This is a genomic window from Streptomyces sp. NPDC058812 (assembly GCF_042744565.1).
GTDB lineage: Bacteria > Actinomycetota > Actinomycetes > Streptomycetales > Streptomycetaceae > Streptomyces > Streptomyces thinghirensis.
This window is the reverse complement of the sequence record NZ_JBHYOB010000005.1, coordinates 188,800-210,337: the sequence shown is the minus strand read 5'-3', so window position 1 is coordinate 210,337 and position 21,538 is coordinate 188,800. Positions and strand designations below refer to the sequence as shown.

At 71.3% G+C, this 21,538-nt stretch carries 10 protein-coding genes; 1 reads left to right on the top strand and 9 read right to left on the bottom strand.

Annotated elements, in window-relative coordinates:
- Positions 1 to 2 precede the first annotated feature (2 nt).
- Positions 3 to 215: an MbtH family protein gene (locus ACFW48_RS12780; RefSeq protein ID WP_386313514.1), complete on the bottom strand. Its 213-nt coding sequence runs from the start codon at positions 213 to 215 to the stop codon at positions 3 to 5.
- 88 nt (positions 216 to 303) lie between these two features.
- Here ACFW48_RS12780 and ACFW48_RS12775 point away from each other — a divergent pair, with 88 nt between their 5' ends.
- Positions 304 to 1,395 carry an alpha/beta fold hydrolase gene (locus tag ACFW48_RS12775; RefSeq protein WP_386313512.1) on the top strand — a complete coding sequence of 364 codons (1,092 nt, stop codon included), beginning with the start codon at positions 304 to 306 and terminating at the stop codon, positions 1,393 to 1,395.
- Between the two features lie 8 nt (positions 1,396 to 1,403).
- On the opposite strand, the gene ACFW48_RS12770 is transcribed toward ACFW48_RS12775, so the two are convergent.
- The 8 genes from ACFW48_RS12770 to ACFW48_RS12735 form a co-directional block, all read right to left on the bottom strand.
- Positions 1,404 to 3,104, bottom strand: a complete 1,701-nt coding sequence (locus tag ACFW48_RS12770; protein WP_386313510.1) for an ABC transporter ATP-binding protein — start codon at positions 3,102 to 3,104, stop codon at positions 1,404 to 1,406.
- A complete protein-coding gene (locus tag ACFW48_RS12765; RefSeq protein WP_386313507.1) occupies positions 3,091 to 14,127 on the bottom strand; it encodes an amino acid adenylation domain-containing protein in 11,037 nt (3,678 codons plus the stop codon). The genes ACFW48_RS12770 and ACFW48_RS12765 overlap by 14 nt, the downstream gene beginning before the upstream one ends.
- Positions 14,128 to 14,184: 57 nt before the next feature.
- A complete protein-coding gene (locus ACFW48_RS12760) occupies positions 14,185 to 15,972 on the bottom strand; it encodes an ABC transporter ATP-binding protein (RefSeq protein WP_386313504.1) in 1,788 nt (595 codons plus the stop codon).
- A gap of 2 nt (positions 15,973 to 15,974) precedes the next feature.
- Positions 15,975 to 17,033 (bottom strand): iron-siderophore ABC transporter substrate-binding protein, encoded by a 1,059-nt coding sequence (locus tag ACFW48_RS12755; protein ID WP_386313502.1) that lies wholly within the window; start codon positions 17,031 to 17,033, stop codon positions 15,975 to 15,977.
- A gap of 93 nt (positions 17,034 to 17,126) precedes the next feature.
- Positions 17,127 to 17,984 (bottom strand): ABC transporter ATP-binding protein, encoded by an 858-nt coding sequence (locus ACFW48_RS12750; RefSeq protein WP_386313499.1) that lies wholly within the window; start codon positions 17,982 to 17,984, stop codon positions 17,127 to 17,129.
- Between the two features lie 38 nt (positions 17,985 to 18,022).
- On the bottom strand, positions 18,023 to 19,084 hold the full coding sequence (locus ACFW48_RS12745; protein WP_386313973.1) for a FecCD family ABC transporter permease: 1,062 nt from the start codon (positions 19,082 to 19,084) through the stop codon (positions 18,023 to 18,025).
- A gap of 17 nt (positions 19,085 to 19,101) precedes the next feature.
- On the bottom strand, positions 19,102 to 20,160 hold the full coding sequence (locus tag ACFW48_RS12740; protein ID WP_386313496.1) for a FecCD family ABC transporter permease: 1,059 nt from the start codon (positions 20,158 to 20,160) through the stop codon (positions 19,102 to 19,104).
- An 11-nt stretch (positions 20,161 to 20,171) separates the two neighbouring features.
- Positions 20,172 to 21,527 (bottom strand): lysine N(6)-hydroxylase/L-ornithine N(5)-oxygenase family protein, encoded by a 1,356-nt coding sequence (locus ACFW48_RS12735; RefSeq protein WP_386313493.1) that lies wholly within the window; start codon positions 21,525 to 21,527, stop codon positions 20,172 to 20,174.
- Positions 21,528 to 21,538: the final 11 nt, after the last annotated feature.

Genomic DNA, 21,538 nt, shown 5'->3' with positions numbered 1-21,538 from the left:
TGTCAGGCGCCCATGGACTCGACGAGGGAACGGGGGCGCAGGTCCTTCCAGTTGGCCTCGACGAACTCCAGGCAGGCGGCCCGGCCGTTCTCCCCGAAGGCGATCGTCCACCCTCCGGGCACCTCGGCGAAGGACGGCCAGAGCGAGTACTGGCCCTCGTCGTTCACCAGGACGAGGAAACGGCCGTCGGCGTCGTCGAAGGGGTTGGTGCTCATCTGCGGTGCCTCCCGAAGAATTAGGATAGGCTCGCCTAATGGGAAATGAGCTTAGCCTTCTCACTTTCCGCTCCACAAGGAGACGTTGATGAGGTCGGTGGGAGAAGACACCTTCGCCGCGTTCGGCCTGTCCGGCGAGCCCGGCTCCGACGCGTTCTGGGCGAGTGCGAGGACACCCGCGTCGGTGGCCGACGGCGACGGTTGGGCGACCCTGTTCCTGCGGCGCGGGTCCGAAGCGGCGAGCATCGAATTCGAGAGCTGGTCGGAGCCGGTACCCCTGCGCCGGTGGGGCGACACCGACTGCTGGTACGCCGAGGTGCGGATGCCCGCGCGGCTGCGGGTGACGTATCGGTTCCTCGTCGGAGACGCGGCGTACGCCGACCCGTTCAACCCGGTCGGTGCGGGCGGTGACCGGTCCATCGCCGCGACCCCGGACGCGCCGGCCCAGCCGCACTGGCCGGCGGTCACCGCCACCGATGTCCTGCCCCTCCCCCGCACCCGGCTGCGCTGGGTCGCGGAACGGCTCGGCGGGCGGCGTACCGTGCGCGTCCACCCGGCGGGCGGCGGTGGGCCCGTGGTCCTGCTGCTCGACGGGGACGACTGGCTGTACCTGCACCCCGCGACGACCGCGTTCGACTCGGCCGTCGCCTGTGGCGAGCTGCCGCCGGTCACACTCGTCTTCCTTCCGGTCAGGGACAGGAAGGGCGAGTTCGGGTGCCGGCCCGAACTGTGGGAGGCGGTCCGGGACGAACTGCTGCCGCTGGTCGCGGAGTCCGGCGTGCCCGCCGACCGTGACCGGCTGGTGGTCGCGGGGCAGAGCCTCGGCGGGCTGAGCGCGCTGTACGCGGCGTTGGAGTTCCCGGACCTGGTGTCCCGCGTCGTCTGCCAGTCGGCGTCGTTGTGGTGGTCGCCCGACGCACAGGATCTGGCGGACCCGTTGGGCGGGCCGGTCGGCGGTGCCGTCGCCGCGCGGCTGCGGGGGCGTCCCGACCTGTCCGGTCTGCGGGTCGCGTTCGACGTGGGGGAGCACGAGACGCGGATGCTCCCCCACTGCGCCCTGGTGGAGACGCTGACCGAACAGGCCGGCGCGACCGTGCGGGTCTCCCGGTCGGCGTCGGACCACGACCGGGCGGGCTGGCGGCACGCCCTGCTCCGGGATGTCGCCTGGGCTCTCGCCTAGGGCCCGGATCACCGGGCCACGGCCTTGCAGTAGTCCTCGTCGGTGGCGAGCAGGTTGCGATGCGTGTCCTCGGCGGTGATGACGCCGTCGTCCAGGACGAGGACACGGTCGGCGGCGTCCAGGAGGGCGGGGCTGCTGGTGATCACGAGGGTGGTGCGGCCCCGGCGCAGCTTCGCGACGTTGCGCGCGATGAGCTGCTCCGTGACCGCGTCGACGGCCGTCGTCGGGTCGCGCAGCACGAGGACGTCGGTGTCCGCGGCGAGGGCGCGGGCCAGGGACAGCCGTTGGCGCTGCCCGCCGGAGAGGTTCGCGCCGCGGTCGCGGACGGGATGGTCGAGCCCTTCGCGGTGCAGGGCGACGACGTCGGTCAGCATGGACGCCTCGACGGCCTCGGGGACCGTCCGGCTGGTGCCCGACGGGTCGATGTTCGTACGGAGTGTGCCCGCGAAGATCTCCCCGTCGTACGGGTTCACCAGCATGTGCGCACGAACCGCCTCGATCGACAGGTCCGCGAGGTCCCGGCCGCCGACCCGCACCGCTCCCTCGTACGCGTCGGACGGGACGTTCAGGGCCAGGATCGACGCGAGGTCGGCCGCCGCGCGCGGCCGGTAGGCGGCGACGGCCACGAACTCGCCCGCGGCCACCCGGAACCTCACCTTGCGCAGGGATCCGTGGCGCACGCAGTCGACCTCGAGGTCCCGGCCCGCGGCCGGGTGCTCCTGGCCCGGCGTCGTCACCGGGGGCGCGGTCAGGACCAGCGCCATCCGCTCGGCCGACGCGCGCGCGATCATCACGTACTTCGGCATCTCCGAGAACAGCTTGAGCGGTTCCATGATGAACTGCGCGAGTCCCACCGCCATGACGAGTTCGCCGATGTTGATCCGGCCCTCGAACGCCAGCCAGCCCGCCGTCAGCGTCACGGCGGTGGCGAGGACCGCGTTGAGGGCCAGTGCGGTGCCCGCGTACGCGCCGTTCACCCTGGCGACGGTGATCGCCTGGTGCTTCGCCTCCGTGCTGACCTCCCGATAGGACCGGAACGCCGCGTTGTTGCCGCCGAAGCCGTGCAGCGGGCGCAGGCCGATGATCAGGTCGGCGACCTTCGCGCCGGCCCGTGCCACCCGGGCCTGCTGTTCGCGGGTGCTGGAGCCGATCCTTCTGGACATCACGCTCAGGATCGACAGGATCGCGACGGTTCCCACGATCACCAGCAGGCCGAGCCGGAGGTCGGCCAGGCCCAGCGCGACCGCCGCGATCACCACCGCGACCAGTGAGCTGATCAGCAGCGGCACCACCTCGATGATGTCGGCGGTCTGGTCGGCGTCCTCCGTGGCGATGGTCAGCACCTCGCCCGACTTGAGGTCGACGTCCCTGGCCACCGGCTGGAGTCCGCAGGCCGCGACGCGTACCCGCCAGCGGTGCGCCTCGGTCGTGTTGGCCTTCTGCAGGACGCGCATCCCGAACCGCCACGACAGCGACACGGTGGTGATGATCACGGCCAACGCGGCGATCGAGACGCCGAGCGAGGCGGGGCTCCGGTCCCGCATCGTGTGTTCGACGATCAGGCCGAGGGCGATCGGGAAGGCGGTCTCACCGGCCTGGTACAGGCCCATGAGGACGGTGCCCCAGGCCATGGCGCCGACGTTGCGGCGCAGCGCGGTGCGCAGGATGTCGGACCCCGGGCGGGGCCGCTGGGTGTCAGGAGTTGTCATCGAGGTGGCGGGCAATCGCTTCCGGGGTTCGCAGGGTGAACAGATCGCGGATCGTGATCACAGGACCGTACTCCCGGCGGAGCAGCCCGGTCAGCCGCACCGCCAGCATGGAGTGCCCTCCGAGCAAGACGAAGTCGCTCACCGCGCTCACCTCGTCGTCGTCCAGGTCCAGTGCCTCGGCGAAGAACTCGCACACGGTGATCTCGGTTTCGGTCTCCGGGCTCCGCTCCCCCGCCGTGGTCAGCGCGCCCAGCGGCTTGGCCTCCGGCAACGCCTTGGCGTCGGCCTTCCCGTTCACCGTCAGCGGGATGCCGTCGACCTGGGCGTAGTGCGTCGGGCGCAGGAAGTCCGGCAGCCCGGCGCCCACTTCGGCGGCGACCTCGGCGAGGTCGGAGCCGTCCAGCACGAGGTAGGCGGCCAACCGGTACGCACCGTCGACCTGCGGGTCGGGCTGGGCGACCGCGGCGACGAACCGCACCGCCGGGTGCGCCGCGAAAGCGGCCTCGACCTCGCCCGGTTCGACCCGGTGCCCCCGGATCTTGACCTGTTGGTCGGTGCGGCCCAGGTACATCAGGTTCCCGTCGGGTCGTCGGACGACCAGGTCCCCGGTGCGGTACATGCGCTCGCCGGGTTCACCGAACGGGCACGCGACGAACCGGTGCGCGGTCTGGGCGGGCTGCCCGAGATAGCCCCGTGCGATGCCGATGCCCGACACGTACAGCTCTCCGGGAACACCGTCCGGCAGGGGTCGCAGCCACGGGTCCAGGACGTACACGTCCGTGTTGTCGATGGCCACCCCCACCACCGGGTCCTGGCACTCGAAGGTGCCGACACCGAGGGTGTTGATGGTGTACTCGGTGGGTCCGTACAGGTTGTAGCCGACGGTTCCCTCGGTCTCGGCGAGTCGCTGCCACAGCGCCGGGGTGACGGCCTCGCCGCCCAGCAGCACCAGCGCCGGCCGGCGTGCCGGGTCGTCGAGCAGGCCCTCGGCCACCAGTTGCTGCGCGTAGGTCGGGGTCACGTTGATCACGTCGATCCCGTGCTGGAGGCAGTAGGCGACCAGCCTGGGCGCGTCACGGCGCAGCTCCTCGTCGCAGATGTGCACCTCGTGGCCGTCGGCGAGCCACAGCAGTTCCTCCCACGACATGTCGAACGCGAACGACACGGTGTGCGCGATCCGGAAGACCCGGTGCCCGTGTGCCGACAGCACCGGTTCGAAGATCCGGCGCTGGTGGTTGACCAGCATGTTGGTGAGTCCGGCGTACTCGGTCACCACGCCCTTGGGCCGCCCGGTCGATCCGGAGGTGTAGATCGTGTACGCGGGGTGCCGCAGCCGGTTCGGGTCGTCCGGCGCGAACGTCACGAACGGCTCGGCCGCGGGCAGCGGGCGGTCCAGCTCGATCAGGTCGCCGGTCAGCCGGGGCGACACGGCGCTCACGGTGAGGATCAGGTCCGGGCGGGCGTCCGCGACGATCGCGGCGATCCGCTCGTCCGGGTGGTCCAGTTCCAGCGGCACGTACGCTGCGCCGACGCGCAGTACGGCGAACAGCGCCACGATCGAGTCGGGGGAGCGCGGTATCGCGAGGCCCACCGTCGCCTCGGGGCCGATGCCGCGCCGGGCCAGCACACCCGCCACCGCGCGACTGCGGTCCCGAAGTTCGGCGAAGGTCATCTTCGAGCCGTGGGCGACGAGCGCGACGCGCCGCGGGTCGCGGTCCGCGGCACGGTCGAAGCGGTCGACGACGGTGTCCGTGCCGACGTCGGTGCGCGCTGCGGACTCCGGTTCCGGTCCCGGGCCCCGCAGCCCGCCGACCGGCCCGGTCGACCGGGCCAGGTCGTCGAGTACGCGCAGGTAGTCGTCGAGGAGGCGACGGGCGTTGTCCGTGTCGTCGTCGCGGTACTCCAGCTTGACGGTGAGCCGGTCGCCGGGGGTGACGACCCAGGTGAACGGATAGTGGGTGGAGTCGTCGGCCTTCACCGAGGTGATGCCGTGCCTGGCGTTCAGGTCGGCGAAGGCGTCCATGTCCAGGAAGTTCTGGAGGACGAACAGGTTGTCGAAGAGGGTGTCGTGCCCGCCGGCCCGTTGGATCTCGCCGAGACCGAGGTGCTCGTGTTCCATGGCCTCGACCCTGGCGGTCTGTACGGCAGTCAGGTACTCCCGGACCGTCTGGTCCGGCCGTGGTCGCGTCCACATGGGCACGGTGTTGAGCAGTACGCCGACGATGTCGGAGAGTCCCTCGCCCTCCCGGCCGGAGACGGTCACGCCGAACACGGCGTCGCCGCGGCCGGTGTGCGCGCCGAGGAGGAGGCCGAACGCGCCGGTCAGCACCGAGTTCAGAGTGACACCGTGTGCCCTGGCGGTTTCCCTCAGCAGGTCCGACCGGTCGGCGGAGAGCGTGTGTACGAGCGCGCGCGGCAGGTCGTCGGAGAGGGACGGTGCCGGGCCGGCGAGCAGCGTCGGGCCGGGCAGGCCGGCCAGGTACCGCGCCCAGAAGCGTTCCGATTCGGCCGGGTCCTTGGCGTCGAGCGCTCGGGCGTGGTCCTCGAAACTCGGCGTGGCCACAACCGCTGTCGGCGGCTCACCCGCCAGGACGGCCTGATAGGCGTCGAACAGCTCCCGCAGGACGATCTCGCGGGACCAGCCGTCCCACAGCAGCAGGTGGTAGCTGAGGAGCAGGCCGTCGCGGTCGTCGGGCAGACGCACCACGGTCAATCGGAGCAGGGGTGGCTCGCCCGGGTCGAATCCCCGGTCCCGGTCCCGGGCTCGTACGGCTTCGATCTCCGCGTCCGTCGCCGGTTCGACGGTGCGGACGTCGACTCGTCGGCCCGCCGCGAGGACCTGTACGGGGTTTCCTTCGTCGTCGGTGGTGAAGCCGGCGCCCACGACCGGGTGGCGCGCGATCACGTATGCCATCGCCTCGGCCAGCGCGTCGGTGTCCAGGCGCCGGTCGAAGGTGAAGTAGCTCTGCGCGACGTAGTGTCCGGCCGAGCCCGCCATCTGGGCCTGGAAGTACAGGCCTCGCTGGAGCGGGGTGACCGGTGCGGTGCGCTCGGCCGTCGCGGCGGCGTCCGCGATGTGTTCCAGAGCGCGGTGCCAGTGCCCGGTGATCTCGTCGGGGATGCCCTCGGCGAGGGTGAAGGCCGCGTGCACGCTGCCGGTGGCCGCGTCGGTCCACGCGTTGACCTCGACGGCGTACGGGCTGCCCTGGTCGCCGCCCGTGAGGTGCGGCGCCTGGGACTCGCCGCCCCGGCCGAGGTAGTTGAACAGCACCTGCGGGCGGGCGGTCAGCAGCGGGGCCGTCTGCGGGTTGAGATACCTGAGTTGTCCGTAGGCGACGTGCGCGCGTTCGTCCGGCTGCCGTTCCGTCACTTCGCGCGCGGCGGCGAGCGGGTCGGTGTGCGCCGTGAGCCGTACGGGCGCGATGGAGGTGAACCAGCCGACCGTACGGCTGTAGTCGTGGTGTTCGAGGGCCGGCACCCGGCCGTGCCGCTCCAGATCGATCGCGAGGTCGGTGGGCGACGGCTGGATGTGTGTCAGCGCGGCACGCAGCGCGCCGCACAGCAACTCGGTGAGACCGACGCCGAGTGCGGCGGGCGCGGTGCGCGTCACGAGGTCGCTCGCCTCGGGTGCGAGTACGACCGTGGTCTCGCGGGGCCCCTTCGCCGGGGGCAGCGGCGCGGGCGCCTGGAGGGTGATGATCCAGTGGTCCAGGTCGCCGATCGCGCGGGTGGACTGGAGCGTCAGTGCTTCGGCGTACTCGGCGTAGGACGTGGTCGGGGGCGCCAGGGGCGCTCCGCGCATCGCGGTGGCCAGGTCGTCCAGCAGGACCAGCCAGGAGACGGAGTCGACGGCGAGGTGGTGCACGGTGACCACCAGGGTCCGGCTCTTCTCCAGCCACGTGAACGCGATGACGTCCCCGGACTCGGGATCGAGCCGTCCGGCGGCTTCCTCGGCCGCGGTCGTCGCGTCGGTGGTGTCCGTGGCGTCCGTGACATCCGTGACATCCGTGACGTCCGTGACGTCCGTGGCGTCCGTGGCGTCCGTCCGGGTGACGGTGGTCTCGCGCGCGGGTTCGGTGCGCAGCGACCACACCCCGTGCTCGACGCTCAGTCGCAGGCGCAGGGCCGGGTGCGCGGCCACGACGGCGCGCGCGGCGCGCTCGACGTCGGCGAAGCCGGTGCCCTCGGGGGCCACCAGCGTCCTGGCCTGGGCGAACCGGGCCAGTGAGCCGCCCATTTCGCGCTGCCGCAGAACGATCGGCGTCAGCGGCAGCGGGCCGTCCGCGCGGCGGGCGGGCGCGGGCACCGGGGTCCGCGGGGTGCTCGTCCCCAGCTGCTCGGCGAGGGCGCGCGGAGTCCTGAGCAGGAACACGTCCCGTGGCGTGATCGGCAGTCCGAGTGCCCTCGCCCGGTTGATCACGGTGATGGCGACGATGCTGTCGCCTCCGGCGCGGAAGAAGTCGGTGTCGGGGTCGGCGTCGTGGCCAGGGAGCGTGTCGGCGAAGATCGCGACGAGGGCGGCGAGCGCGGAATCATGGGTGGCGTCGTCGTCCGCGGGTCCGGTGCGGCTGGTCGCACCCCGCGGCGGGACCGCGGATTGATACGGCCCCGCGTCACTCAGGGGTGTACCCGCTCGCTCGGTCAGGGCCCTGCGGTCCAGCTTGCCGTTGACCGTCAGCGGCAGGACGTCCACCGGCAGCACCCGGCCCGGCACCATGTGCGCGGGCAGCTTCGTGGACAGCCGCTCGGTGAGGTCTTCGGGCACCCGGCCCGCGACGTGCGCCACCAGGTGGTCGCCGCTGCCCGCGACCGTGACGGCCGCGTCGGTCACCCCGTCGAGTTCCCTGATCGCGGACTCCACCTCGCCCAGCTCGATACGGAAGCCCTTGAGCTGCACCTGGTCGTCGGCACGGCCGGTGAACTCCAGCTCGCCGTCGAGCGTGCGGCGGGCGAGGTCACCCGTGTGGTACATGCGGGATCCGTCGCCCGCGAACGGGTTCGCCACGAACCGGCCGGCGGTCAGCCCGGGCCGGCCCAGGTACCCGAGCGAGACCTGGTCGCCGGCGACGTAGATGGCGCCCACCCTGCCCGGCGGCACCGGCCGGAGCCGGTCGTCGAGCAGGTAGGTGACCAGACCGGGAAGCGGACCGCCGATCGGGCTGGTGTCGCCGCCGGGCCCGAAGTCCGCGTCGGTCAGCACCCGGTGGGTGACGTGGACGGTGGTCTCGGTGATGCCGTACATGTTGACCAGCTCGGGCGAAGCCGTGCCGTGCCGCTCGACCCAGCCGCGCAGTCGCCCGAGGTCCAGTGCCTCGCCTCCGAAGATGACCCGCCGCAGTTCGGGCAGCGGTTCGCCGGCCTGCCGGTCGGCCTCGGTGAACCGGTAGAACGCCGACGGGGTCTGGTTGAGCACGGTCACCCCGCGCTCGCGGACCAGCCGGTGGAAGTCGACCGGGGAACGGGTCAGCCCGTACTCCGGGACCAGCAGCTCACCGCCGTGCACCAGCGCTCCCCACAGCTCCCAGACCGCGAAGTCGAAGGAGAAGGAGTGGAACTGGACCCATACGTCGTGCGGACCGAAGCCCATGTCGGACCGGGTGTTCGCGAGCAGCGTCACCACGCTGGAGTGCGGGACGACGACACCCTTGGGCCTGCCGGTCGACCCGGATGTGTAGATCACGTAGGCGGGATCTGCCCAACCGGCCCCGGGTCCCGGATCGGTGATTGCGGCGGGCGGCACTTCCCCCTGCACGAGCACACCGGCCGGCACGTCCGCCCGGGCCAGCAACCGCGTGAAGCGCTCACGCTGCTCCGGGGCCACGAATACGACCTCCGGAGCGGAGTCGGCGAGTATGTACTCCAGTCGCTCGTCCGGGTACGCCAGGTCCAGCGGCACGTACGCGCCCCCCGCACTGACGATCGCGACCAGGGCGACGACCTGCTCGACGGAGCGCGGGACCGCGACGGCGACCCGCTTGCCCGGTCCGACACCGGACGCGCGCAGCGCCGAGGCCAGCGCGCCCTTGGCGTCCGCCAGTTCGCCGTAGGTCAGGGACCGGGTCCCGCCGTCGAGACCGCACTGGGTGACGGCGGTGGCGGCCGGGTCCCGGTGCGCGGCGGCGTCGAACAGACCGGCCAGGGTCGTCGGGGTGATCGGCTCCGTACGCCGTGGGGTCCCCTCGGACGTCAGATCGTCGACCAGGGCGTCCGGCCGGGTGAGCAGGCCGGTGAGGGTCCGGGTGAAGGTGTGCAGAATCTCCTGGGCGCTCGCCTCCCGCAGGAGCTCGGCGTCGTGGATCAGGTTGAAGCGCGGGCGGCCGCCGGGCGTGCGCTCCACCACCAGCGTCAACGGGTAATGGGGAGCGCCCTCGTTCACGATGCCGGTGATGGCCAGCGTGTCGTCGGGCCGCCGCAGGGCGGCCACGTCGGTCGCCACGTCGAACACCACCAGGGTGTCGAACAGTGGGACGGTGCCGGTCTGGCGGGCGATCCTCGCCAGCGAGACGTGCTGGTGGGGCAGCACGGCGCTCTGGTGTGCCCTGACCGAGGCGAGCAGGTCGCGTGCGGTGCTGGTACCGGCCCATCGGACGCGCACGGGGATCGTGTTGATCAACAGACCGACCATGTCCTCGATACCGGGCACATCCGCGTCGCGCCCGGACACCGTGGAGCCGAACACCACGTCCCTGCCGTGCAGGATGCCGCCCAGCGTCACCGCCCAGGCGCTGTGCACGGCCACGCTCAGCGGTACGCCGGCTGACCGGGCGGCGGCGTCGATGTCGTCCTCGGCCTCCACTGCGGTGTCCGCGAACCGGTCCGACGGGGTGTGTCCCTCGGCGACCAGCGAGGGGCCGGGCAGCTCCGCGAGCTGCTCGCGCCAGACCCGGTCGCCCGCGTCGTCGTCGCGTGCGGCGAGCCGGCGGACGTGGTCGGGGAAGCCGCCGAGCACGTGCACGCTCCCCGGCGCGTGGTACTCGGCCAGCAGTGTGCGCAGCATGGGTGGCACCGACCAGCCGTCGGCGATGATGTGGTGCACCGTCTGCACCAGGACGTTCCGGCCAAAGCCCCCGCGGATGAGCGTGTACCGCATCAGCGGGCCGGTGGCCAGGTCGAAGCCGGCACGGCGGTCCCGCTCGGCGTGTTCGCGGATCTCGTCGTCGGTGATGCCGGGGCGGTCCAGCGTGGTGAAGGGAGCCTCGACACCGCTTTCCAGCACGGACACCACACGGCCGTCGGCGAGGGCCACGAACCGCGCCGCCAGGTTCGGGTGGAGCGTGAGCAGGCGGGTGGCCGCCGCCGCGAGCCGCTCGGCGTCCACCTCGCCGTCCAGTGTCAGCAGTTGCTGTTCGACGTAGCTGCCCGTCGAGTCGTCGTCATAGACCGAGTGGAAGTACAGACCTTCCTGCAACGGGGTCAACGGCAGGATGTCCCGCAGCGCCGGACCGTCCAGCGCGTCGACGTCGGCCTGGGTGAGCGGCACCGGAGCGAAGTCGCTGGGCGAGTGGCCGCCCCGGTCGAGCGCGGCCAGCCCGGACAGGGCCTGGCGGAAGTACTCGCCGAGCGTCGCGACGTCCTCGTCGGTGAACATCCCGTCGGGCCAGGAGATGGCGGTGACCAGCTCGTACTCGCCGGTCGACGCGGGTTCCGCGATCGCGTTGAATTCCAGGGCGCGGGGCAGGCGCATCCTCGGATCGCGCTTCTCCCCCAACTGCCCCGTGGTCCGCGCGAGTTTCCAGTCACCCGCTGCGCCGGCGTCGAAGCGGCCCAGGTAGTTGAACAGCACCTGGGGTGCGGGCGCGGCGAACTCGGTACGGGCCAGGTACCGCAGCGCGCCGTAGGAGATGCCGTTGTCCGGCACTCGGGAGAGGTCTTCCTTGACTGCCTTGAGCGCGGCGGCCAGGTACTCGGGTGCGGTGAAGTCAGGGGCCGCGCCGGGGTCCACGGTCACCGGGTACAGGGTGGTGAACCAGCCCACGGTCCGCGACAGTTCCGGCTCGAAGCCGGCCGACCGCGCGACGAACCGTCCCTCTCGGCCGTGCCCTTCCAGCTCGATGTGCGCGAACGTCTGGCCCTGGCCGAGGTCGCGGCGCCGGCGGGCGAGGGTGACGGCGAGCGCGGTCAGCAGCACGTCGTTGACGCCCGCGTGGAACTTCGCCGGTATCTCGCTCAGCAGCGCGGCCGTGGTCTCGGCGCCGACGGAGACGGTCCGTACCCGCTCCCGTGCGACGGTGTCCGAGTCGGACAGGGCGCGCCTGCCCAGCGGTTCGTCCGCTCCCGGCAGGGTGCGCCGGAAGTAGGCGCTGTCCGCGTCGAACGCCGCGCGCTCCAGCAACTGCGTCCAGCGCCGGAACGACGTGCCCGCCCGGGGCAGTTCCAGCGGGTCGCCCGAGGCGAACTGCCGCCATGCCGTGGCCAGGTCGTCCATCAGGACCCGCCAGGACACGCCGTCGATCACAACGTGGTGGGCCACCAGCACCAGTTGCCGTGCCTCGCGGCGCCAGACGGCGCGCAGCATCACGCCGCCCGTGGGGTCCAGCCCGTCGGTGGCGAGCGCGACGCACTCGTCGAGCGGCCGGTCGCTCTCCTGCCACCGCGCGACCACACGGTCCGCCTGCTGCGGCTGGTCCGCGTCCGGGATGTCGAAGCCCCAGCGGTCGCCGCACACCAGCTTGGCCCGCAGCATGTCGTGCCGCCCGACCACGGCGGCGAGGATCTCGTCGAGGGCGCCGGCGGTCAGGTCCGCCGGGGTGCTCAGCACCACCGACTGCACGAAGCCGTCGATCGCGTCGGTGGTCTCGCCGAGCCACTGCACGACGGGCGATCCCACGACGGGGCCGGTCGCGACGTCGCGGTGGTCCACGGTGGAGGTGTCCTCGCGGCTCGCCACCGCCGCCAGTGCCCCCAGGGTGCTGTGGGTGAAGATCTGCCGTGCCGTGACGTGGAGCCCCGCGTCGCGCAGCGCGCTCAGCAGCGAGATGGCCAGAATGCTGTCTCCGCCGAGCTGGAAGAAGTCCTGGTCGACACCGACCTCGTCCAGTTGCAGCAGCGCCGCGACCGCCGTACACACCGCGCGCTCGTTCTCGGTGGCGGGCGGGACGACCGGGGCCTGCCCGGTCGCGGGCTCGGGCAGCGCGTGCCGGTCCAGCTTGCCGTTCGCGGTGAGCGGGAACTCCTTCATCGCGACGATGTGGGCGGGCACCATGTACTCCACCATGTGCTCGCCGGCCCACGCCTTGACGTCGGCCGCCCGCAGGCCGTCGTGCCCCGCGGCCGGGATCACGTACCCCACCAGGTAGGTGCCGCCCGCCGCGTTCTTCTTCGCCACGACGCAGGTGTGCCGGACCCCGGGGTGCTCGGCGAGGGCGGCCTCGACGTCCTCGATCTCCAGCCGCATACCGCGGATCTTGACCTGGTTGTCGGCCCGGCCGAGGAAGTCCAGCGAACCGTCGGGGGCGAAGCGCGCGAGGTCACCGGTCCGGTACAGCCGGGATCCGTCACCGGCGAAGGGGTTCGCCACGAATCGGGACGCGGTCAGACCGGGCGCTCCCACGTACCCGCGTCCCAGGAGGAGCCCGCCCACATACAGCTCGCCGCCGACGCCGACCGGGACCGGGCGCAGCGCGTCGTCCAGCACGTACAGCCGGGTGTTGGGATTGGCCCTGCCGATCGACGTCGACAGGCGTTCCGCCGCGCCCCGGTAGATGACGTGCGAGACACCGATCGTCGTCTCGGCGGGGCCGTAGCCGTGGTACATGGGGATGTCGAGCCGGGTGCGGAACCGCTCGTACAGTTCGGGGGTCAGCACCTCGCCGCCGCACCAGACGTGCCGCAGGCTGTCCAGCCGCCCGGAGTCGCCCGACATCTCCAGCAGCACGTCCAGCATGGACGACACGAGGTAGGTGAAGGTGACGCGCTGCTCGGCGATCACGCTCAGCAGGTGGTGCGGGTCGCGTTCGCCGCCGGGACGCAGGACCACCAGCCGGGCACCGGACACCAGCGGCAGGAAGATCTCGTTGATGGAGATGTCGAAGGACAGCGGCGCCTTGAACAGGGACGCGTCGTCGTGGCCGAAGCCCAGGATCTCGTGCACCTGCCACAGCAGGCGCTCGCTGATCGCCTCGTGCCGGATCATCGCGCCCTTGGGCCGCCCGGTCGAACCGGATGTGAAGATCACGTAGGCCAGGGAGTCGCCGAGGACGCCGACCGGGGCTCCCTCGGCGGGGAGGGAAGCGTATCGCCAGTCGCCGAGGTCCACGGCCACGGCTTCCGGTTCGCCCGCCGCGTGCTCGCCCGAGGCGTTGAGCTGCACCACGACCCGGGCGTCCTCGATGACGACGGCCCGGCGCGCGGCGGGCCAGTGCGGATCGAGCGGCACGAAGGCGCAGCCCGCCTGGAGCACGCCGAGCAGCCCGATCACCATGTCGGCGGAGCGCTCCAGGGAGATGCCGACGACCTGCTCGGCGGTGAGTCCTCGTTCGATCAGGTGGTGAGCCAACTGGGCGGCCAGCACGGCTGTCTCACGGTAGGTCAGCGTCCGGTGCTCGTCGACGACGGCCACGGCGTCCGGCCTGTTCCGCGCCTGTTCGCGGAACATCTCCACCAGGGTCGGGCGGGCCCGGTCGGCGTCGGTGTCGTTCCACTCGGCCAGGTCCTTCAGCCGCGCCTCCCCGCTGGACGGACGGATGGTGCCGATGGGCCGGTCCGGGAAGTCGGCCAGGTCGTCCAGGGCGAGCTGCGCGTCGTCCGGTACGACGCCTTCGGGGAGACAGATGCTCCGTACGTCCGCTGCGACGTCCCAACCTCGGGGTGCCGCACCGCCGTTGGCGACCCATCCGAGGACGTCGGTGAACAGGGTGCCGGGGGCGAGGTCGATGCCGTCGGGACTGTGGCCCGTCGCCCAGTACGACAGCCCGATGGCGCACGCTTCGGCGATGGTCCTGTCGGAGAAGTCGCCGGTGCGGCGGCGTATGCCGGTCAGGTGCCCGGGAGAAAGCAGTACGAGACGAGCGGTCGGTTCCATCATCGAAGACTCAACGCCCCTTCCAAGGAATCACGGCAGGCTAACCTAACTTAGGCATACCTAACTACCCTCTCGCCAGGCCCGCCACAGCCGTGCGTACCGGCCGCCCAGAGCCACCAACTCCTCGTGGGTGCCTTCCTCCACGACGCGCCCCGCGTCCAGCACGGCGATCCGGTCCGCCGCCATCGCCTGGGTCAGCCGGTGCGCCACGAACAGCGTGGTCCGGCCCGCGCAGGCGGCCAGCACGGCCCGTTCCAGCTCGGCGGCGCCCTCGCTGCCCGCCTCCGCGGTCGACTCGTCCAGCACCACCACCGGCGAGCGGCTCAACACCAGCCGGGCCAGGGCGACCTGGGCGACCTTGGTGACGTCGAGGCGCTCGCCGCCTTCGCCGACCAGGCTTTTCAGTCCGTCGGGCAGCGCGTCGACCCACGCGTCGGCGCCGACCGTGCGCAGGGCGTCCATGATTTCGGCGTCGGTCGCCTCCGGTGCGGCCAGCCGCAGGTCGTCGGCGAGCGGCCCGGAGAACACGTGCGTCTCCTGCGTCAGGATGCTCACCAGGGCCCGTGCCCCCGCCTCGTCCAGTCCGGCCAGATCGGTCGACCCCACGCGCACCGACCCGGCCCGCGGTGTCCCGATGCCCGCGACCAGCGCGGCCAGGGTCGTCTTGCCCGCGCCCGTCGCCCCCACCAGGGCGAGCGAACCACCCGCCGGAATCGTCAGGTCGACATCTCTGAGGACCGGCTCCTCGGTGCCGGGGTAGGCGAACGTCAGCCCCCGAACCGTCACCGGGTACGGCGCGGCGTCCGCCACCGCCACCGACGCGTCCCCCACCAGCCGGGCCTCCGCGTCCTCCCCCAGCACCCCGACCAGGCGGGTCAGACTCGCGCCCGACTTCTGCGCCTCGTCGAAGGTGAACATGATGGCGCCCAGCGGTGTGAACAGCCGGTGGAACAGCAGCGGGGCCGCCGACACCTCGCCCAGGCTGGCCGCGTCGGCCTCCAGCAGGGCGTACCCGACCACGATGATCAGGGTCAGCCCGATGAACTCGGCGCGGTTCTCCCTGCCGACGAACCGGCCGAAGAAGCGGAACACCTCGATCCCGAGATCGCGCACTCTCCACGACTCGGCGGTGACCTTCTCCCGGAAGGCGCCCTCCAGTCGGTACGCCCGGACCGTGTCGATCCCGTTCAGACCGCTGATCAGCGCCTGCGCGCGGTCGGCCTGCGCCACCCGCTGCTTCCGGTAGAGCGGCGCGGACCTGGGGAGGTACCAGCGCAGGGCCAACGCGTACGCGGGCAGCGCGCCGGCGCCCGCCAGACCGAGCCGCCAGTCCAGCCCGAACATGCCCGCCGTTGCGATGACGACCAGGACCCCCGCGGAGAACACCGTGGGGACGGCCGTCCGGATGCCCTTGGAGATCACGGCGACGTCGTCACCCACCCTGGACAGCACGTCTCCCCGGCCGACCTGCTCGATCCGAGTGCTGGGCATCCCCAGCACCGCCCGGACGGCGCCCTCCCGCAGCCGCGCGAGGAGATCGGCGCCCAGCCGCCCGATGAGGTACGTCGACACCGCGGTGGCCACCGCGCCGAGCAGGGCGGCGGCCACCATCAGGGTCCCGATCGTGACCAGGACCGATCGCGATTCGCCCTCGACCACCCCGTCGACCACCCGGCCGAGCAGAAGCACCGGGAGCACCTGGAGCGCCGCGCCGGCCACCGTGGTGAGCACGGTGGTGACCGTCAGCCACGGCACCTCGCGGCAGTGCGCCCCGATCCATCGGCCGGCCTCGCGTCCGGTCGCCGTGCGCAGGACGGCCGGGGCGACGCGTGTGTCGGTGCTGCTCACACCTACCCGACCGACTTGACGAGTTCGTCGATCGCGTACGGCATGGACAGCAGGGTGCCCTGGGAGATGGCGGCGCCGACCGCCGGGCCCTCACTGTCCAGCAGGTACGACACCTTGCCGTTCTTGACGGCGTCCAGGTTGGTGAAGAGCTTGAACTTCTTCAGCTTGTCCTGGTCCGCCTTGTCGTTGATGACGAAGATGCGGTCGACGTCGACCAGGTCGACACGCTCGGGGGAGAGCTTCGTGTAGAAGCTGCCGTCGGCGACCTTGTCGATCTCGGTCTGGTACTTGAAGCCGATGCCCGTCACCAGCCGTCCGCGCACGTCGGTGGAGGTGAACGGCGCCACCGAGTCCTCGTACCAGGACAGGGCGACGGCCGTCTGATCGGCCAGCTCCGGGTGAGCCTTCTTGGCCGCGTCGAGCTTGCCCTCGATGTCCGCCACCTTCTTCTCGCCCTCCTCGGCCTTGCCGAGCGCCTTGGCGATGTGGAGGGCGTTGTCCTGCCACGGAGCGCTGAAGGGCTCCTTCTCGGCCTTGGTGCGGCCCACCGTCGGGGCGATCTTGGAGAGCTTGTCGTAGGCGGCCTGGTCGATCTCCGAGTAGACAGCGATGATCAGGTCCGGCCGCAGGGCGGCGATCTTCTCGAAGTTGGGGCCGGAGTCGCCGTTCTTCATGACGACCTCGGGCTTGGTGTCACCCCACTCGTCCTTCACCCACGGCCACTGGGTGTTGATGTCGGGGCTCTGGCCCGGCGGGTTCGGGTACTGGTCGACCATGCCGACCGGTTTGATGCCGAACGCCAGGACGGTCTGGTCGTCGGTGTAGCCGACGGAGACGACCCGCTCGGGGGCCTCGGTGACCTTCGTGGTGCCGAACGCGTGCTCCACGGTGACCGGGAACGCGCCGGAGGCGGCGGCCGAGGTGTCGTCGCCCGCCTTGTCCGCCGAGTCGTTCGAGTCGGAACCGCAGCCCGCGAGGAGGCCGGCGCCGAGGGCGGCGGCGGACAGTACCGCCGCCAACCGCTGCCGGGTCTTCATACGCGTCGTTCTGTGGAGGAGCATCCGGAGATCCCTTGCTGTCGCGCTGTCCACTGCGCCCCCGTCTAAGGGCAGCAAACCTTACCGCGCCTGGGTGAGGTTAGCCTACCCTCACCCCTACAACTCTGTTGTTGCCCGGTCGAGTTCGACGTGGGCCCGGCCGATCGGGACGATGAGGGGGCGATCGCCCACCGGGTCGTCGATCACCTTGGCGCGCAGCCCGAACGCCTCGTGCAGCAGCTCGGCGGTTATCACGTCGCGCGGGTGCCCCTGTGCCAGGACCGCCCCCTCCCGCATCACCACGAGGTTGTCGCTGTAGCGCGTGGCGAGATTGAGGTCGTGGAGCACCATGACCACCGTGCACCCCGACTCGTGCAGGTCGTCCACCAGGTCGAGCACGTCGATCGCGTGCGCCAGGTCCAGGTACGTGGTCGGCTCGTCCAGCAGCAGCAGGTCGGTGCCCTGGGCCAGGGTCATCGAGATCCAGACGCGCTGGCGCTGGCCGCCGGACAGCGAGTCGACCGGGCGGTCGGCGAGGTCGGACACCCCGGTCATGGCCAGCGCGCGCTCCACGACGGCGGCGTCGTCCGACGACCACTGCCGCAGCCAGCTCTGGTGCGGATGGCGGCCCCTGGCGACCAGGTCGGACACGGTGAGCCCGTCCGGTGCGACCGGCGCCTGCGGCAGCAGGCCGAGCTTCTTCGCCACGTCCCTGGTCCTGAGCGTGACGATGTCCTCGCCGTCCAGTACGACCGTGCCCCTGGTCGGCTTGAGCAACCGCGACAGCGTCCGCAACAGGGTCGACTTCCCGCAGCCGTTGGGCCCGATGATGGTGGTGATCACCCCGGGCGGGATCGCCACGTCGAGTTCGTCGATGACGGTCCGGGCACCGTAGCCGACCGAGACACCCCTGGCGGCCAGCCGTGAGGCGCCGTCAACTCCGGATTCGGCCGCGGTGATGGACTGAACGACCACAAGGCCCCCTTGTTTAGGCTCGCCTTACTTTGTACCAGCTATCTGCGGTTCGCCCGCACCAGCAGGTAGACGAGGAAGGGGCCGCCGATCGCCGCGGTGACCACGCCGACCGGGAGGGAGACCGGCAGTGCCGTTCGCGCGACCAGGTCCGAGCCGATCAACAGCAGCGCTCCCACCATGCCGGAGGCCACCAAGGGCGGTGTGGGGCACCTCGCCAGACGCATCGCCACCTGCGGCGCCACTAGCGCGACGAACGGGACCGGACCCGCCGCGCTCACCGCCACGCCCGCCAGCAGCACCGCGCACAGCAGCAGGACCGCCCGCACCATCGAGTACCGGACACCCAGTCCCGCGGCGACGTCGTCGCCGAAGTGCATGGGCTTGAACTGGAACGCGACACAGGACACGACGGCCAGGAGGACGAGCGTCCCCCACAGCGCCACCCAGACCTCGTTCCACCCCCGGTTGTCCAGCGACCCGACCAACCACGCCTGGGCCCGGGCCACGTCCCTGATGTCGGCCGTGACCAGCAGCCAGGTAGTGATCGCCTGCATCACGGCGCTCACCGAGATGCCGATGAGGATGAGCCGGAAGCCGTCGATCCCGCGCCGCCACGCCAGGAAGTACACCAGCAGGCCGGTACCGAGACCGCCCACGAGCGCCGCCGCGGACAGGCCCACGGCGCTGACGATCGCGGCGGCGGTGCCGCCCGAGACGGTCACCAGGAACACGGCGACGGCGCTCGCGCCGCTGGTGATGCCCAGAATGTCCGGGCTGGCCAGCGGGTTGCGCGCGATGGACTGCGTGAGCGCGCCGGACACCCCCAGCGCGATCCCCACGACGAGGCCGGCCAGGGCACGCGGCATCCGCAGATCCATGATCACGAATTCGTCGACCTGCTCGCCCCGGCCGAGGATCGTGGCAACCACCCGGGGCAGGCTGATCGGGAAGTCCCCGACGCCGATGGACAGGCAGAACACCAGGAAGGCCGCCGCCGTCAGCAGCAGCGTGACGCACGCGATCCAGGGCCGCCATACGAACGACACGCGTCCGAGCCGCACGCCGGGCGTCAGGGATGGCCGCACGTCGGCCCCGTTCACCTTCACATCGGCCCCGTTCACGCGTTCTTGAACTTTCCGCGCCACACCAGAGCCGCGAAGAACGGAGCGCCGAGGAGAGCGACGAGGACACCCGCGTCCAGCTCCCCCGGCCGCACCACCAGGCGTCCCACGATGTCGCAGACCAGCAGCACGACGGCTCCCAGCAGCCCCGCGTACGGCACCAGCCAGCGATAGTCCGGCCCGGCCAGATACCTGGCCACGTGGGCCACCATGAGGCCGATGAACGCGATGGGGCCGCACGCGGCCGTCGCCGCGCCCGCCAGCAGGGTGATGGCGACGATGCCGACGGTCCGGCTCAGCGCGATGTTCACGCCCAGCCCCCGCGCCACGTCGTCACCGAGGTTGAGCAGGTTGATGGCGGGCAGCGTGGTCAGCGCCAGCACCAACCCGACCGCGATGAACCCGGTCACCGGCCAGATGACGTCGAACCCGACACCGGCCACCGAGCCCGCGTTCCAGAACCGCAGCGCGTTCAGCGAGGCCTTGTCCGTCAGTGCGACCGCCGTGGTCATCGCCGCGAGGAACACGGTGACGCCCTGCCCGGCCAGTGCGAGCGTCAACGGGTTGCCCGCGCCCCGGCCGATACTCGACAGCCCGAACACGACGACACCCGCGACCGCCGCGCCGAGGAAGGCGAACCAGACGTACTGGAACGGGTTGGTGAACCCGAACAGGGCGATCCCCGACACCACGGCGAACGAGGCGCCGGAGTTCACCCCCAGCAGGCCCGTGTCGGCGATCGGATTACGCGTGTACCCCTGGATCAGCGCCCCACCGACCCCCAGGGCGATGCCCGCGACGATCGCCAGCACCGTCCGGGGCACCCGCACGGTCCGCACGATGAGTCTGATCTCGGTGAGCCGCTGATCGGAATCGGGCGCCGCGAACAGCCCGTGCCACACCTCGGCAGGACTCAACGCGCGCGCACCCACGGCCAGTGACGCCGCCGCCGCGACCACGAGTATCACCGCAAGTGCACCCAAACCCGCAACCCGCCTTCGGCGGGCCTCCGTTGTACCCCTGGGCAGGGGACGCTCAACCGCAGTCGTGGTCATGGCGACGTACACTAACGGGCGGTGGTGCCGGTTCCGTCGGCGACCGTTCGGGCCTCGTCGGAAGCGGACTTGAGGCCCCGGGCGAGGAGTGATTCCAGGATCTCCCCGACCCTGATGGCGGTGTTGGACAGCAGGGACGACGTGATGCCGTGGGTGTGCTCCGTGCCGCCCTGCAGATAGATGCCGCAGCGCAGGTCGGGGTCGGTCGCGATGCGGTAGTCGCGCTCGACTCGGACGAGACCCTCGTCGTCCCGGAGGCAGCGATCCGCGACCTCGCCGAGCAGGCCGAGGGGGTCGGCCGGGCGGTAGCCGGTGGCGAGGACCACGACGTCCGCGTCCAGGAGAGTCTCCTCGCCGGTGACGAGGGACGTGACGGTGGCCCGGACCTTGTCGGGCGTCTCCTTGACCTCGGTGAGCCGGGACACGTTGAGGAAGCGCAACCGCTCGGTACCGAGGACCTTCTCCCGGTACATCTGCCGGTACAGGTCGTCGATCAGGTCGATGTCCACCACGGAGTAGTTGGTGTTGCCGTGGTAGTCCATCAGCCGGCGTTTGACACCGCCGGGCGCGGCGAAGTACTCGTCCACCGCCGCGGGATCGAAGATCCGGTTGGCGAACGCGCTGTCGTCGGCGGGGCTGTAGCCGTAGCGGGTGAAGACCGCGCAGACCTCGGCCTCGGGGAAGCGGCGGTGCAGGTAGGCGACGTTCTCCGCGGCGCTCTGCCCGGCGCCGACCACGACGAACCGGGACGGTGAGGTGCCCTCCAACCCGTCGACCCTCGCCAGCAGTTCGGAGTTGTGCCAGACGCGCTCGCCGCGTTCCACGCCGTCCGGCACGAGGGGACGCAGTCCGGTTCCGATGACGACGTTGCGCGCCCGGTGGACCTCGAGCCCCTCCCCTGAACGGACCGTCACCTCCAGGTGCTCCACGGCTCCGTCACGGACGGCGGGCGCGACGCCGACGACCTCGTGACCGTAGGAGGCCATGTCGTCCACCTTGGCCGCGGCCCACTCGAAGTAGTCGTGGAACTCCACCCGCAGCGGGAAGAGGTTCTTGTGGTTGATGAAGTCGATCAGCCGTCCCTTGCTCTGCAGGTAGCAGAGGAAGCTGAACTCGCTGGCCGGGTTCCGGAGTGTCACCAGGTCCTTGAGGAAGGACACCTGCATGGTCGCGTCGTCGATCAGCATGCCGCGGTGCCAGCCGAAGCGCGGCTGCTGCTCGAAGAAGCGAGCGGTGATCGCCTCCTGCCGGCCGACACGCGCGTTGTGCTCGCCGATCGCGATCGCCATGGCGACATTGGACGGTCCGAAGCCGATGCCAATGAGGTCGTGGACCAGTGTTGCGTCATCAGGAAGAACCTGTGACATGTCACTCCCAT